Raw genomic sequence first — 15208 nt, 5'->3', positions numbered from 1 at the left:
ACGTGCTGCTGCTTCCTAGAGACTTCTGACTGCTAAACGTTCGTTGGCGCGGGCACGTGCCCAGCTTTCAGCATCCAGCACTGACTCCACCGTCAGCCCGGAGGACCCTGGGTGTTCGCTGAGGACGGCATCGATCGTGTCCACAATGTCGGTAAACCTGATGCGCCCGGCGTGGAAGGCTGTGACGGCTTCCTCGTTCGCGGCGTTGAACACGGCGGGGAACGTGCTGCCCAGCCCCGCTGCGTGTTTGGCGAGTCCGACGGCGGGAAAGGCTTCCGTGTCCAGTGGCTCGAAGGTCCAGGTGGCCGCGCGCGTCCAGTCGCAGGCAGCGGCGGCTTTGGGCACCCGGTCCGGCCAGCCCAGTCCCAGCGCGATGGGGAGGCGCATGTCCGGCGGGGATGCCTGGGCGATGATGGAACCGTCGATGAACTGCACCATGGAGTGCACCACGGACTGGGGATGGACCACCACGTCGATCCGGTCGAGCGGCACGTCGAAGAGCAGGTGCGCCTCGATGACTTCCAGGCCCTTGTTGACGAGCGTGGCCGAGTTGGTGGTGACCATGACGCCCATGTCCCAGGTGGGGTGGGCCAGGGCTTCCTGCGGGGTGACCCCGTGCAGTTCGTCCCTGTTTCTGCCGCGGAAGGGACCGCCGGAGGCGGTCAGGATGAGTTTTTCCACTTCCCCGGCCGAGCCCGAGCGCAGGCACTGGGCGATGGCTGAATGCTCGGAGTCGACGGGTACGATCTGCCCTTCCCGGGCGGCAGCCTTCACCAGCGATCCGCCCACAATGAGGGATTCCTTGTTGGCCAGGGCCAGTGTGGCGCCGGAGCGCAGGGCGGCCAGCGTGGGGGCCAGTCCGATCGATCCGGTAATTCCGTTGAGCACCACGTCCGCCTCGACGCCGGCGACCTGCGTGGAGGCGTCCGGTCCGGCGATGATCTCCGGCCGGTAGCCGGGCTTTCCCGCCGCCGCGGCAGCGTCGGCCACCAGCGATGCCAGCTTTCCGGGGTCACCGCCGGCAATGCCGATCACGGACGCGCCGGTGTGCACTGCCTGGCGGGCGAGGAGCTCCAGGTTGCCTCCCCCGGCGCTGAGGGCCACCACCTCGAAAAGGTGCGGGGCGCCGTCGACGACGTCAATCGCCTGGGTGCCGATGGAACCGGTGGATCCGAGGAGGACGATTCTGCGTGGCTGCATTGCTTAAGTATCCCGCACCGTGCTGCCCGGCCGTTCAGGACTTTCCGAGCTGTGATTCAGGCCGCAGCACAGCGGGCACGACGCCGGACAGTGCTGTTTCCGCCAGCGCCTCGCCCAGTGCCGGTGCCTGCTTGAAGAGGTTGTGCCCGGCCACGGCGCTGACGCTGCCGGCAGACCAGATTCCCACCCCGTCATCGCCCCACGGCAGCCGGGTGACCCAGCAGTGGACGTAGCCGGCCGGTACGGGATCCAGGCCGGGGAGCGCGGTCCGCACGTAGGCTGCCGCACGTGCCGCCAACGACTCCAGCGCCGCCGGGTCGGCGAGGCTGCCGTCCTGGCGCACTTCGGTTGTTTCGCTCAGGCCCACCGAGTAGCGCAGGTTGTCGGCCGAGGGCGCCGCGTAAACGCCCGTCTCCCCGAATACCCCGCTGCCGTCCTGGAATGTTGGCAGCGGAGCGGGCTGGACATCCCGCACGCGGAACGTCACGCGGGCGTGCGCGGCGAGTTCCACAGGAATGTCCAGTCCGGCGCCCCGTGCCAGGGCTGCCGTGCCGCGCCCGGCGCACAGGACCGCGTGGTCGAACCTGTCCACGCGGGTCCCGGTCCGGACCTCCACGCCCTGGCCGGCAGCGGGCCGGACCGCCATGACGTGGTCCGCCACGAGGGCGTCCCCGAGCTTGCCCGCCAGGGCCTCGAATGCGGCGCGGGTCTGGATTGCCCCGCCGTGGGCATCGAGCATCGCCTTGCCCTGGAAGTCCGCGAGGATCGGCAGCGCGGCCGCAAGTTGTCCGGGTGCCAGCAGCTTTACGGGAACTTCCGGCAGGCCGCTGAGAACGCGGAGCTTGTCCTCCACGCTGTCCCCGATAGCCACCGCACCGGCGCTGGAGACCAGTTCCACGCCGAACTCCGCCTCCCACTCCCGCCAGAGGGCGCGGCTGTGACGCACAAACGCGGCCAGCCGGACGTCGTCGTGGGCGTGCCGGAAGATCCTCGACTCCCCGGCCGACTGCCCTGAGCCCGGGGTCCCGGACTCGTAGACGGTGACGTCCGCACCTGCCTTCTGGAGGAAATGGGCTGCGGACAGCCCGACGATACCTGCACCTATTACCGCCACACGTGTCATGGATCCAGCAAAACATGTTTGTGCGGGCCGGGCACCCGGCCAAGCACTCAGGCAGCCACGAGTTCCAGCAGGCCCTTGGCCAGCGTGGCCACGGCACCCAGGTAGGCAATGACCGTGACGATGCGGCGGGCGGACGCGGGGCGCACCCGGCCGGCCAGCAGGTCGCCGGCAACAATGCCCGTCACCATCGCCGCCAGGATCGCCAGCCACTGCCAGCCTTCCAACGCGGGCACGTGCCCGCCGGACAGCACGTATTTGCTGAGCAGCGACGTGAAGCCGGTGGTGATGAAATACGGCTGCAGGGTGGCGCTGAAGCTCTTCTGCTCCCAGCGGGTGGCAATGGCATAGGCCGTAATGGCAGGACCGCCTACGCCCGCTGCGGCATTCATCAGGCCGCTGGAGAACCCCAGGGATGCCATGGGGACGGGGCCGCTGGCACGCCAGGAACTCCGGGTCAGCCGCTGGGACACGAGCAGGGCGGTGATGAGCAGGACGCCGATGCAGATCTCCAGCGGGGCCTCCGGGACATTACTCGCCAGCCAGGCGCCGGGCAGTACGCCGGCCAACGCTGCGAGCGCCAGCCCGAAGTACTTCTTCCAGGCCACGTGCCGCCACACCCGGGAGAGGATAAGGAGCGACGACGTGGCGCCGCAAAGGTTGATGATCATCACGCCGTCGAAAGGGCCCAGGAGCACCACCAGCACCGGGGAAACGAGCAGCCCAAAGCCCAGGCCCGCGATCCGCTGGGCCAGCGCGCCTGCAATAACGGCGACCAGCACCAGCACGAACATCCCTCGATCCTAGTGGCATTCCCCGGTGGCCTCCCGCGGTGGCATTCCCCTGTGGCCTCCCTGGCGGGGGTCGGCGTAACGTGGACTGCGTGGACTGGCTCTCCTGGTTTGATGCGCCGGAATACGAATTCGCCCGGCAGGTACTGCAGCGGGGCGTGGCGGCCCTGTACTTCGTTGCGTTCCTGTCCACACTGAACCAGTTCCCGGCGCTTCTGGGTGAGCGTGGCCTCCTCCCGGTACCTGACTTCCTGTCCGGCTTCAGCCGCCTGCGGCGGCCCACCCTGTTCCGCAGGCGGTACACGGACCGGCTGCTGCGCTGGGTGTGCGCCGCCGGGCTGCTGGTGTCGGCGCTGCTGGTGGCCGGCATCCCGCAGCAGGGCCCGCCATGGGTTCCGCTCATCGCGTTCCTGGCCCTGTGGCTGCTGTACATGTCCATCGTCAATGTGGGGCAGACGTTCTACGGCTTCGGATGGGAGATGCTGCTCCTGGAGGCCGGCTTCACCGTTGCCTTCCTGGGCTCGGACCAGACGGACCCGCCGCGCACCATCCTGATCCTGATCGTGTGGCTCGTGTTCCGCCTGGAATTCGGTGCGGGGATGATCAAGATCCGCGGCGGCCGGGAATGGCGCGACCTGACGGCCCTGTACTACCACCACGAGACCCAGCCGATGCCGGGGCCGCTGAGCCGGCAGGCGCACCTCCTGCCGAAGCCCCTGCACAAGGTTGAAGTCCTCGGCAACCACTTCGCCCAGCTGGTGGTGCCGTTCTTCCTGTTCGCGCCCCAGCCGATCGCCAGCGTGGCCGCGGGCATCGTCATTTTCACGCAGCTGTGGCTGGTGGCCACCGGCAACTTCGCCTGGTTGAACTGGATTGCCATCGTGCTTGCCTTCGCCGCCGTCAGCGACCCCGTTGCGCATGCCGTGCTGCCGGCCATCCCCCTGGACTGGCACGGCCAGGCGGGCGTCGAGAGGGAGGCTCCCCTGTGGTGGCTGGCCCTCACCCTGGCGGCCACGCTGCTGCTGGTGGTCCTCAGCTACTGGCCTTTGCGCAACCTTTTCTCCCGCCGCCAGCTGATGAACGCCAGCTTCAACCGGTGGCAGCTGGTCAACACTTATGGGGCATTTGGCACCGTGACCAAGCAGCGGATCGAGATTGTGGTGGAGGGAACCCTCGACGAGGATCCGGACGACACCTCCGACTGGCGTGAGTACGGCTTCAGGGGCAAGCCGGGTGACGTCCGCAGGCTCCCCCGCCAATGGGCTCCCTACCACCTGCGGCTGGACTGGCTGATGTGGTTCCTGCCGCTGAGGACCGTCCACGAGGAATGGTTCTATGCCTTCCTGGGAAAGCTGCTGGAGGCGGACCGCCAGACCCTGCGGCTCCTCCGCCATGACCCGTTCGACGGCGCACCGCCACGCTGGGTGCGCGTGCGCAGCTACCACTACCGCTTTGCCGGCCGGGAAGAGTTCAGGCAGACCGGGAACCGTTGGGTGCGGACGCTGCTCTACGAGCCGATTCCGCCGTTGTCACTGCGGCGGTCGCCCGGGCGGCCGGGATGAGCGGGCCGGCTACCCGATGGCCTGGGCGCGGCGGATGATTTCCTGCGCGTGCTTGAGGATGGGGCCGTCGATCATCTTTCCCTGGTGCTTGAACACTCCGGAGCCGGCGGATGCTGCCGCCTCCAGGAGGGCTTCAGCGTCCGCCACTTCAGCGGCGGAGGGTGCGTAGGCGGCCCGGACCACGGCGGCCTGGCTCGGATGGATGCACGCTTTGGAGCTGAAACCGGAGGCGACGGCGTCGGCCGCTTCCACCTCCAGCCCGGCAAGGTCCGGGATGTTCGTGTACACCGCGTCCACCGCTTCCTTGCCGTGGGCGCGCGCAGCCAGCAGCACGGCGGAACGGGCGTGCAGCGCCACGTCCCGGTAGCCGCCGTCGGACTTCCTGCTGGACGTTCCGCCCAGCGATGCCAGCAGGTCCTCTGCCCCCCACATCAGGCCCACCACATTGGGGGCGGCGGCAATGGCGGAGGCGTTGAGGACTCCCAGCGCTGTTTCACACAGCGCGATGACTTTGTAGCCGTCCAGGGCTTCGAGCTGCTGGACAGTTTCCGCCTTGGCCAGCATGACCGTCCGGTAGGGCGTGTGGGCAAGGCAGTGAAGGTCCTTCTCGAACTCCTCGGTGCCGGCAGGATTGACCCGCACGATGGTGCAGCTGGGTTCAAGCTCCGGCTCGACCCCGGTGGTCCCCAGTTGGGCGAGGATGGCGCCGCGGGCACGCTGCTTGTCCGCTGGTGCCACGGCATCCTCGAGGTCCAGGATCACGGCGTCCGCCCGGGCAGCGGCCTTCTGGTAGCGCTCGGGCCGGTCGGCGGGGCAGAACAGCAGGGCGGGGCCCATCACAAAAGTCATACCGGCATTGTCTCCTGTCCGTTCCCCTGCCCGCTGCCGGGCTGGCCCGCATGGGCTTCCCGCGTCCACATCAGGCAGCTCCGCGTGGCAAGTGCCACCACCGTGCCGTCCTGGTTGCGGCCGGTGTGCTCCATGGTGACGATTCCCTGCCCGGGCCGGGAGCCCGACAGCCGCTTTCCGCTAATGACCGTCTCGGTGTAGAGCGTGTCGCCGTGGTAGAGGGGGTGCGGGAACGAGACCTCCGTCAGGCCCAGCTGCGCGATGATGGTCCCCTGCGTCAGCTGGGAAACGGATTGGCCCACCATTGTGGCCAGTGTGAACATGGAGTTCATGAGCCGCTGGCCGAAGGGCTGCCCGGCGCTCCAGGCGGCATCCAGGTGCAGGGCCTGGGTGTTCATGGTGAGCGTGGTGAAGAGGACGTTGTCCGCCTCTGTTACGGTGCGGCCGGGGCGGTGGGCGTACGTGACCCCTTCTTCCAGTTCCTCGAAGTACAGTCCCCGCTGTTCGATCACCCGCGGTTCCCCGCCGGCTGGGCCTGCCGCGGCGCCGCTCATACTGTCAGTTCCTGGTCCTCTTCGAACAGCTCGGCCCCGGTGGCGGCGGCAACGTCCTCCGCTGACACGTTGGGCGCCAGTTCGCGCAGCACCAGCCGGGACCCGTACTCGTCCGCCACGACGTCGATGACGGCCAGGTCCGTGATGATCCGGTCCACGCAGCCTTTGCCGGTCAGCGGCAGGGAGCATTGCTGGACGATCTTCGGGTTCCCGTTGCGGTCCACGTGCTCCATCATCACGATCACCTTCTTGGCCCCGAACACCAGGTCCATGGCGCCGCCCATTCCCTTGACCATCTTGCCCGGAATCATCCAGTTGGCCAGGTCGCCGTTGGCGGCCACCTCCATGGCACCCAGGACGGCCACGTCCACGTGGCCGCCGCGGATCATACCGAAGGACGAAGCCGAATCGAAGAAGGCAGCCCCCTTGTTGACGGTCACGGTCTCCTTGCCGGCGTTGATCAGGTCCGGATCAATGGCGTCTTCCTCCGGATAGGGTCCGACGCCGAGGATTCCGTTCTCCGAGTGGAGCACCACTTCCACGCCATCGGGGATGTAGTTGGGGATGAGGGTGGGCATGCCGATGCCGAGGTTGACGTACTGGCCGTTGCTGAGCTCCTTGGCCACCCGGGCGGCAAGTTCGTTCCTGGTCCACCCTTTGGCGCCGGCTCCGTCAGCCTGCACCTCGTGCTGCTGCGCCGCGGCCCGGCGGTACTCGGGGCGGACGCCTTCGGGCCGGGGAGCGTCGGGGCTGTTGGGGTCCATGGCTATGCTCCTGCCTGCCGGGGGTCGCCGGCGTTGTCTGCGGATGCTGCCTGTCCGGGGCGGGCCAGGGCCACGGTCCGTTTTTCAATGCGTTTCTCCGCGTTGGCGGCGAGGACCACGCGCTGGACGAAGATGCCCGGGGTGTGGATGTGTTCCGGGTCCAGCTCGCCCGGCTCCACGAGTTCCTCCACCTCGGCAATGGTGATCCTGCCGGCCATGGCGCACAGGGGGTTGAAGTTCATGGCGGTGGCGTGGAAGACCAGGTTTCCGTGCCGGTCACCTTTCCAGGCATGGACCAGCCCGAAGTCCGGGGTCAAGGCTTCCTCCAGCACATAGTCGACCCCGCCGAAGGACCGCACCTCCTTGGGTGCGGAGGCCACGGCAATCCCGCCGTCGGCGTCGTACTTTTGGGGCAGCCCGCCCTCTGACACCTGGGTGCCCACGCCCGCCTTGGTGTAGAAGGCGGGGATCCCGGCGCCGCCGGCGCGCAGCTTCTCGGCCAGGGTGCCCTGCGGGGTGAGCACCACTTCAAGCTCGCCGGCCAGGTACTGCCGTGCGAACTCTTTGTTCTCGCCCACGTAGGAGCTGACGGTGCGGCGGATCCGCCCGTCCCGGAGCAGGATGCCGAGTCCCCAGTCGTCCACGCCGCAGTTGTTGCTGACGGTTTCCAGGTCCGTTGTCCCTGCCTGGTGCAGCGCGTCAATGAGGGTTACGGGGATTCCGCAGAGGCCGAATCCGCCCACCGCCAAGGACGCTCCGTCCGGGATGTCCTCTACGGCTTCCCCAGCGCTGGCAACAACCTTGTCAATCATCGGTGATCCTCTCAGGCCGGCTACGGTGCCAGTTACTACAGTGCCAGTACTACAGACCCAGTTCGCGGGCGATCAGCATCAGCTGCACCTCCGTGGTGCCTTCCCCCACTTCAAGGATCTTGGAGTCGCGGTAGTGGCGTGCCACGGTGAACTCGTTGATGAAGCCATAGCCGCCGAATACCTGGGTGGCATCCCGCGCGTTGTCCATGGCTGCCTCGCCTGCGACCATCTTAGCGATGGCCGCCTGGGTCTTGAACGGCTTTCCGGCAAGCATACGGAACGCCGCATCGTAGTAGGCCAGGCGCGCGGTGTGGGCACGGGCCTCCATGCGCGCGATCTTGAAGGAGATGGCCTGGTACTTGCCGATCTGGTGGCCGAAGGCGCTCCGCTCCTTGGCGTACTTGACTGACAGGTCCACGCAGCCCTGTGCTGCGCCCGCAGCCAGGGCGGCAATGGCGATCCGCCCCTCATCCAGGATGGACAGGAAATTGGCGTAGCCGCGGCCCTCCGCCCCCAGCAGGTTCCCTTCCGGAACGCGGACGTCCTTCAGCGTCAGCGGGTGGGTGTCCGAGGCGTTCCACCCCACCTTGTTGTACGGCTTTTCCGCCTTGAACCCGGGGGTGTCCGTGGGCACCAGGATGGTGGAGATTTCCTTCTGCACCGTGCCGTCCCCGCGTTCCTTCTGCCCCGTAACGGCGGTGACCGTCACCAGCCTGGTGATGTCGGTTCCGGAGTTGGTGATGAACTCCTTGTTGCCGTTGATCACCCACTCTGTCTTGTCTCCGACAGTCTCGCGCCGCGCCGTGGTTTTGGTGCCGCCCGCGTCCGATCCTGCTTCGGGTTCAGTCAGCCCGAAGCCTGCGAGCGCCTGGCCGGACGCGAGCATGGGGAGCCACTCCTGTTTCTGGGCGTCCGTGCCGAAGCGGTAGATGGGCATGGCTCCCAACGAGACGCCGGCTTCCAGGGTGATGGCCACGGACTGGTCCACCCGGCCCAGCTGCTCCAGGGCGAGTGCCAGCGCGAAGTAGTCCCCGCCCATGCCGCCGAATTCCTCGGGGAAGGGCAGGCCGAACAGCCCCATTTCCGCCATCTGCTTGACGACGCCGTACGGGAAACTGTGCTCCTCGTCGTGCTTGGCGGAAACGGGCGCCACCACCGTGTCCGCGAAGTCCCGGACAGTGTCGCTGAGGTCCTGGTATTCCTCGCTGAGTTCAAAACCTGCCATGTCTAGGCTCCTTCGCCGTTGAATGCATCTGTGTCGGTGTTTGTGCCTGCGCCTTCGTCTCCCGCGCGGGGGTGGATGGTGGCCAGCACCTGGTCCGCCTTCACCAGGTCGCCGGGGCGGGCGGTGAGATGGACGGTGCCGTCCAGCGGGGCCACCAGCTGGTGCTCCATCTTCATGGCCTCGACCGAGACGAGAAGCTGGCCGGCCGCAACGGTGTCCCCGTCACTGACCGGAACCGAGACCACTGTTCCCGGCATGGGTGAACGCACCGCGGGATCGGTGGCACCCTCCTCCCGCTGGAGGGCCGCAAGCACCCGGTCAAGCCGCGCTTCCCGGCTCAGTACGTCCAGCCGGCAGGACCAGCCCCCATTGCCCAGGAACAGTTCCGCGGGTATGCCGACAACCGGCGAATCACGTGTTGGGTCCGCCGGGCCGCGGAAGACCGGCGCAATGGAGTACGTACTGGTGCGGCCGTCGAGGGTCAGCACTGCCTGCCGCCGGGAGGGGAATTCCAGCCGTGCCGGCCGCGCAGGCCCGTCCCCCACGGCCACAAGGAACGTCCTTCCGGAAACAGTGCTGTCCAGGGCAGTGCCGTCCGAAGCCGTCCCGTCCGCTTCCGCGCCCGTATCCCGGCCGCCGCTGACACGCACGGCCGCAACGCCGCCGTCGGGCGTTCCCAGGCTGACCAGGCGCGGCGCCGGTGCCCCGAGCCGCCAGCCGTTGCGCGCCTGCCAGGGCCCTGGCGCGGGGGGCGTGTTGTTCTGTTCCTCCATGGCGAGCGTGAAGAGCGCTGCCGCCGCCAGCTCGGCGTCGGCAGCCCTCCGGAAGGACAAACCGGGCAATTTGCGTTCGATCAGCCCGGTCTCCAGCCGTCCGGCGCGGACATCGGCATCGTTGATCAGCAGCCGCAGGTATTCCACGTTCGTATCCAGCCCGAGCGCCGTATGGCCGGCGAGCGCCGCATCCAGGGTGTCCAGCGCGGCCGTGCGGTCCTCCCCCCAGGCGATGACCTTGGAGATCATGGGGTCGTAGCTGGAGGAAACCTCCACGCCCTCCATCAGGGATGAGTCCACGCGCACCCTGCCGCGGGCCGTTTCCATTGCCACGCGGGCGGGGGCGCCGGGACGTTGCTGCGGACCGGGCAGTTCGTCCAGCAGCAGCACCGTTCCGGTGGAGGGCAGGAAGTTTCTCTCGGGGACCTCTGCGTACACGCGCGCTTCCGCGGCGTGGCCGTGAAGTTCGACGTCGGCCTGCCGGACGGTGAGTTCCCCGCCGGCGGCGATGCGCACCTGCCACTCGACGAGGTCTATGCCGGTGACCATCTCCGTAACGGGGTGCTCAACCTGCAGCCTGGTGTTCATCTCCATGAAGTAGAACTGGTCCGGCGCGTCGTCGGAGACGAGGAATTCGACCGTTCCGGCGCCGCTGTAGTTCACGCTGCGGGCCGCGTTGCAGGCTGCTTCACCGATGCGGGCGCGGATGGCGGCGCCGTCGGGCAGGCCCTCGAGCAGCGGCGACGGCGCTTCCTCGATGACCTTCTGGTGCCGCCGCTGCAGCGAACATTCGCGTTCGCCCAGGTGGATGACGTTGCCGTGGTTGTCCGCCAGGACCTGCACCTCGATGTGCCGCGGGGTGGTGACCAGGCGTTCCAGGAACAGGGTGTCGTCGCCGAACGCACTGGCCGCCACCCGCCTGGCCGTGGCCAGCGTGGCCGCAAGGTCTTCGGGGCGCTGCACCACATGCATGCCCTTGCCCCCGCCGCCCGCGGAGGGCTTGATCAGCAGCGGAAAACCCACGCCGGCGGCCGCGTCAGCCAGCTGCGCATCGGTCATTCCCGGCTGTGCCACGCCGGGCACCACGGGGACGCCGTAGCCGGCCACCTGGTTCTTGGACCGGATCTTGTCCCCCATGATATTCAGGGCTTCCACGCCCGGGCCGATGAACGCGATCCCGGCCTGTTCCAAGGCCCGGGCGAATTCCACGTTCTCGCTGAGGAAGCCGTAGCCGGGGTGCACGGCCTCCGCACCGGTCCTGCGGCAGGCCTCGACGATCGCCCCGATGTTCAGGTAGCTCTCCGTGGCGGCTGCCGGGCCGATCCTGACGGCGGTGTCCGCTTCGCGCACGTGCCGGGCGCCGGCGTCGGCATCGCTGTAGACGGCCACGGGGCGGATGCCCAGGGCCTTGAGCGTCCGGATCACGCGGCAGGCGATTTCGCCGCGGTTGGCCACCAGGACGGTGCCGAACATCGGCCGGGTGGCGGCGGGGGTGCCGGCCAGGGAAGGGGTGGTCATATGCTCGCTCACATCCTGAAGAGGCCGAAGGAGGTTTCCGGCAACGGCGTGCGGGCCACCACGTCCAGTGCCAGGCCCAGGACGGTGCGTGTGTCGGCCGGATCGATCACGCCGTCGTCCCAGAGGCGGGCCGTGGAGTAGTACGGGCTGCCCTGGTCCTCGTACTGCTGCCGGATGGGCGCCTTGAAGGCTTCCTCGTCCTCGGCGGACCATTCCTGTCCGGCGGCTTCGTACTGGTCCCGCTTGACGGTGGCGAGGACGCTTGAGGCCTGGTTGCCGCCCATGACCGAGATCCGGGCGGCCGGCCACATCCACAGGAACCGCGGTGAATAGGCACGTCCGCACATGGAGTAGTTGCCGGCACCGAAGGAACCGCCGATGACCACTGTCAGCTTGGGCACCCGGGCGGTGGCTACGGCGGTGACCATCTTGGCCCCGTTCTTGGCGATGCCGCCCTGTTCCGAGTCCCTGCCCACCATGAAGCCGGAGATGTTCTGCAGGAACACCAGCGGAATGCCGCGCTGGTCGCAGAGTTCAATGAAGTGGGCCCCTTTGAGGGAGGATTCGCTGAAGAGCACACCGTTGTTGGCCACGATCCCCACCGGGTGCCCGTGCAGCCGCGCGAACCCGGTGACCAGCGTGGCGCCGTACTCCTTCTTGAATTCGTGGAACCTGCTGCCGTCCACCAGCCGGGCGATGACCTCGTGGACGTCGTAGGCGGCGTTGACGTCCGTGGGGACGGCACCGTAGAGCTCCGCCGGCGCAGCCGTTGGTTCGACGGCGGCGTCCACCTCCCAGGCGGGCGGCGCAGAAGGCGGGAGCGTGGACACGATGTCCCGGATGATCTGCAGTGCGTGTTCATCGTTTTCCGCGAGGTGGTCGGTGACGCCGGAGATCCTCGAATGGACTTCCCCGCCGCCGAGCTCCTCCGGCGTGACGATTTCGCCGATCGCAGCCTTCACCAGCGGAGGCCCGCCCAGGAAGATGGTGCCCTGGTTCCGGACAATCACTGTTTCGTCGCTCATGGCCGGCACGTAGGCGCCGCCGGCCGTGCATGACCCCATGACCGAGGCGATCTGGGGAATTTTGGCCGCTGACAGCCGGGCCTGGTTGTAGAAGATACGGCCGAAGTGGTCCCGGTCCGGAAACACCTCATCCTGTTTGGGCAGGAAGGCACCGCCGGAATCCACCAGGTAGATGCACGGCAGCCTGTTGTCCAGGGCTATCTCCTGGGCCCGCAGGTGTTTCTTCACCGTCAGCGGATAGTAGGTCCCGCCCTTGACCGTGGCGTCGTTGGAAATCACCAGCACGTGGCGGCCGTGGACCAGGCCGATGCCGGCAATGACGCCCGCGCCGGGAGCCTCGTTGTTGTACATGCCGTTGGCGGCCAGCGGGGCGATCTCAAGGAAGGGGCTGCCGTCATCCAGCAACCGGTCGATGCGCTCGCGGGGCAGGAGCTTGCCCCGGCCCATATGCCGCTGCCTCGACTTTTCCGGTCCGCCCAGGGCAGCGTCCGCGAGCCTTTTTCGCAGGTCCTCCGTCAGCAGCAGCTGCGCTTCGCGGTTCGCCAGGTAAGTGCTGCTGGCGGGGTCGATCCTGCTGGCAAGGGTCTCCATCGACGCGTCCTGTTCCTGTTCCGGCCGGGGGCAAGAAAGCCAACTCGGTTAGTGCCCAATAACTGAAATTCAGGTTAGTCTCGATTAACTGTGATGTCCAACACAGCAGCTGCCTTGCTAGACTTCCGGGGTCCCGAGGAGGAATTGTGCCAAGCACCGACGCCGCTGCGGCAAGCAGCACGACCCGGCCCGGCAGCGCAACCCAGCCCGGCAGCGCAACCGAGTCCACCGGCCCAACCCAGCGCAGCCGGGCCAAGGAGAACCGCCGCCAGGCGCTGCTGTCCGCTGCAGCTTCGCTGTTTGCGCTGCACGGGTTCAGCCGCGTCTCCCTGGAGGATCTGGGGGCTGCCGCCGGCGTCAGCGGCCCGGCCGTATACCGCCACTTTCCCGGCAAGCAGGCGGTCTTGGCGGACCTGCTGGTCACCGTCAGCCAGGAACTCCTGGACGGCGGACGCCGGGTGGCGGCGGAAAACGCAGATCCCCTGGCAGCCCTGCGCGGCCTGGTGGCATTCCAGGTGGACTTCGCGCTGGGCAAGCCGGACGTCATCAGGGTGCAGGACAGGGATTTCAGCTGCCTCTCCGATGAGGACCAGGCGGCGGTCAGGACCCTCCAACGGAGCTATGTGGAGGTGTGGGTGGAGGTCCTCGCGGATCTCCATCCGGAGACCGACGCTTCGGAGCTCCGGATGCGGGCCCATGCCACGTTCGGGCTTATCAATTCCACCCCCCACTCGGTGCGCAGCCACGGCCGGAAGATGGCGTCCGCAACCGCCCGGCCCCTGCTCGAAAGCATGGCCCTGGCCGCGCTGCTGGCGGACTGCCGAACCACCCCCTGAAGCCCGGAGTTTTTGTCCGGACATGCAGGCTTAAACCGGTGGGAAGCCTGCGGATCCGGACAAAAACTCCAAAGGTCACGCCATGGTCAGCACCCGGCCGGGGTCAGCGAGGATGGCACCGACGTCGGCAAGGAAGCGTGAGCCCTGTTCGCCGTCCACCAGCCGGTGGTCGAAGGACAGGCTGAGGGTCATGACTTGGCGCAGGGCAACGTCCCCCTGGTACTCCCAGGGCATCCTGCGCACGGCTCCCAGGGCAAGGATTGCCGCCTCGCCGGGGTTGAGGATGGGCGTGCCGGCGTCAATCCCGAAAACACCGATATTGGTGATGGAGATTGTGCCTCCCGTGAGGTCGGACGGAGGGGTCTTTCCGGCGCGGGCCGTGTCGGCGAGCGCTGACAGGGCTTGAGCCAGCTGGACCAGGGACAGCGAATCCGCGCCCTTGATATTGGGGACCGTGAGCCCCCGGGGCGTGGCGGCTGCAATGCCCAGGTTCACGTAATGGAACGTGACGATCTCCTGGTTCTCCCCGTCCCAGCGCGAGTTGAGGGAAGGATTGCGCCGGAGGGCGATCAGTACAGCTTTCGCGGCCAGGGTCAGCGGTGTGAGCTTGACGCCCGCGAACTCCCTGCCCTCCCGGAGCCTGGCGAGCAGTTCCATGGACGGCGTGACGTCGACAGTCAGGAACTCGGTGGCGTGCGGCGCGGTGAAGGCACTCTGCACCATGGCGGCAGCCGTGAACTTGCGGACACCCTTGATGGCGGTGCGCGTTTCCCGCTCACCCTGGCCGGCCTTCCCGCCACCCTGATCCGCGGCAGCCTCGCCGGGCGACCCTGCCTCCGCGGACTGGCCGTCCATGAAGTGCCGGACGTCCTCCCGGGTTATCAGCCCCTGGGGTCCGGTACCGGTAATCCTGGCCAGGTCCACGCCAAGGTCTTTGGCCAGCTTCCGGACAGGCGGGGTGGACCGTGGGCGCTCGCCTGCGGGCTGGTCGGACACAGCTGCGAGGTGCTCAACCGCGGGGGTTTTGCCTGTGCCGCGCATGGTTGCCGCGGGCGTCGTGTCAGCAGGCGCGGCCTCCCCACGCATGGTTGCCGCGGGCCTGGTCTCCGCGGCAAAGGCATCGACAGGACCAGCCGCGGGGAAGGTCCGCGGGCGCCGCACGGGCCGGCCGGTGCTTTCGACGACGGCACCGTAGCCTACGAGGTTAGGCTCCCTCCGGGGAGTCCCGGCGGAGCTCTCCCCCGCTGCCTGCCCCGCCGCATCCCCTGCGCCCTTGCCCGCATCCTGGCCCGCATCCTGGCCCGAAGCGGCAGGGGCGCCTGCCGCCGAAGGTGCCGGGCCGGCGTCGTCCGCCACCTCGAAGGAGACGATCGGCTTGCCCACCTCCACAACGGTGCCCGGCTGCTCGTGGAGTTCCTTGATGACCCCGGCAAACGGGGACGGAAGCTCCACCACCGCCTTGGCCGTCTCAACCTCGGCGATCACCTGGTTCAGCGAGACGGTATCGCCCACCCCCACTTTCCAGCTGAGGATCTCCGATTCGGTGAGGCCTTCGCCCAGGTCCGGCAGCCGGAATTCCTTGATCATG

The 15208-nt window shown here is 67.9% G+C and carries 13 protein-coding genes; 2 read left to right on the top strand and 11 right to left on the bottom strand.

Features of this window, described 5'->3' with window-relative positions; genetic code table 11:
• Nucleotides 1–15: 15 nt before the first annotated feature.
• Genes dxr through NFU08_RS18180 form a run of 3 tightly spaced genes read right to left on the bottom strand, consistent with a single transcriptional unit; the run spans nucleotide 16 to nucleotide 3114 of the window.
• Nucleotides 16–1200: a 1-deoxy-D-xylulose-5-phosphate reductoisomerase gene (gene dxr, locus NFU08_RS18190; RefSeq protein WP_174178820.1), complete on the bottom strand. Its 1185-nt coding sequence runs from the start codon at nucleotides 1198–1200 to the stop codon at nucleotides 16–18.
• Between the two features lie 34 nt (nucleotides 1201–1234).
• Nucleotides 1235–2323: an FAD-binding oxidoreductase gene (locus tag NFU08_RS18185; RefSeq protein WP_174178822.1), complete on the bottom strand. Its 1089-nt coding sequence runs from the start codon at nucleotides 2321–2323 to the stop codon at nucleotides 1235–1237.
• A gap of 47 nt (nucleotides 2324–2370) precedes the next feature.
• Nucleotides 2371–3114, bottom strand: a complete 744-nt coding sequence (locus NFU08_RS18180) for a TSUP family transporter (RefSeq protein WP_174178824.1) — start codon at nucleotides 3112–3114, stop codon at nucleotides 2371–2373.
• Between the two features lie 89 nt (nucleotides 3115–3203).
• Between NFU08_RS18180 and NFU08_RS18175 the strand changes: the two genes are divergently transcribed.
• A complete protein-coding gene (locus tag NFU08_RS18175) occupies nucleotides 3204–4673 on the top strand; it encodes a lipase maturation factor family protein (protein ID WP_251425132.1) in 1470 nt (489 codons plus the stop codon).
• Between the two features lie 9 nt (nucleotides 4674–4682).
• Here NFU08_RS18175 and NFU08_RS18170 read toward each other — a convergent pair whose 3' ends face one another.
• Genes NFU08_RS18170 through NFU08_RS18140 form a run of 7 tightly spaced genes read right to left on the bottom strand, consistent with a single transcriptional unit; the run spans nucleotide 4683 to nucleotide 12784 of the window.
• A complete protein-coding gene (locus NFU08_RS18170) occupies nucleotides 4683–5522 on the bottom strand; it encodes a CoA ester lyase (RefSeq protein WP_174178828.1) in 840 nt (279 codons plus the stop codon).
• Nucleotides 5519–6076, bottom strand: coding sequence for a MaoC family dehydratase (locus NFU08_RS18165; RefSeq protein WP_251425129.1), 558 nt, complete (start codon nucleotides 6074–6076; stop codon nucleotides 5519–5521). The genes NFU08_RS18170 and NFU08_RS18165 overlap by 4 nt, the downstream gene beginning before the upstream one ends.
• Nucleotides 6073–6840 (bottom strand): CoA transferase subunit B, encoded by a 768-nt coding sequence (locus tag NFU08_RS18160; RefSeq protein ID WP_174178832.1) that lies wholly within the window; start codon nucleotides 6838–6840, stop codon nucleotides 6073–6075. The genes NFU08_RS18165 and NFU08_RS18160 overlap by 4 nt, the downstream gene beginning before the upstream one ends.
• 2 nt (nucleotides 6841–6842) lie before the next feature.
• Nucleotides 6843–7652, bottom strand: a complete 810-nt coding sequence (locus tag NFU08_RS18155) for a CoA transferase subunit A (protein ID WP_251425127.1) — start codon at nucleotides 7650–7652, stop codon at nucleotides 6843–6845.
• A gap of 49 nt (nucleotides 7653–7701) precedes the next feature.
• On the bottom strand, nucleotides 7702–8877 hold the full coding sequence (locus NFU08_RS18150) for an acyl-CoA dehydrogenase family protein (RefSeq protein ID WP_174178836.1): 1176 nt from the start codon (nucleotides 8875–8877) through the stop codon (nucleotides 7702–7704).
• Nucleotides 8878–8879: 2 nt separating this feature from the next.
• The gene (locus NFU08_RS18145) at nucleotides 8880–11168 is read right to left on the bottom strand and encodes a biotin carboxylase N-terminal domain-containing protein (protein WP_251425124.1); all 2289 of its coding nucleotides are present in this window, start codon (nucleotides 11166–11168) and stop codon (nucleotides 8880–8882) included.
• 8 nt (nucleotides 11169–11176) lie between these two features.
• Nucleotides 11177–12784 (bottom strand): carboxyl transferase domain-containing protein, encoded by a 1608-nt coding sequence (locus NFU08_RS18140; RefSeq protein ID WP_174178840.1) that lies wholly within the window; start codon nucleotides 12782–12784, stop codon nucleotides 11177–11179.
• A gap of 146 nt (nucleotides 12785–12930) precedes the next feature.
• On the opposite strand from NFU08_RS18140, the gene NFU08_RS18135 reads away from it, so the two are divergent.
• Nucleotides 12931–13620 carry a TetR/AcrR family transcriptional regulator gene (locus NFU08_RS18135; RefSeq protein ID WP_285835606.1) on the top strand — a complete coding sequence of 230 codons (690 nt, stop codon included), beginning with the start codon at nucleotides 12931–12933 and terminating at the stop codon, nucleotides 13618–13620.
• Nucleotides 13621–13695: 75 nt separating this feature from the next.
• Here the strand turns inward: NFU08_RS18135 and NFU08_RS18130 are convergent, their stop codons facing one another.
• Nucleotides 13696–15207 carry a dihydrolipoamide acetyltransferase family protein gene (locus NFU08_RS18130; protein ID WP_251425121.1) on the bottom strand — a complete coding sequence of 504 codons (1512 nt, stop codon included), beginning with the start codon at nucleotides 15205–15207 and terminating at the stop codon, nucleotides 13696–13698.
• Between the last annotated feature and the right edge of the window lies 1 nt (nucleotide 15208).

Origin of the sequence: Pseudarthrobacter sp. NCCP-2145, assembly GCF_023708005.1 — a bacterium.
GTDB classification, from domain to species: domain Bacteria; phylum Actinomycetota; class Actinomycetes; order Actinomycetales; family Micrococcaceae; genus Arthrobacter; species Arthrobacter oxydans.
This window is presented reverse-complemented; position numbering and strand designations above follow the sequence as displayed.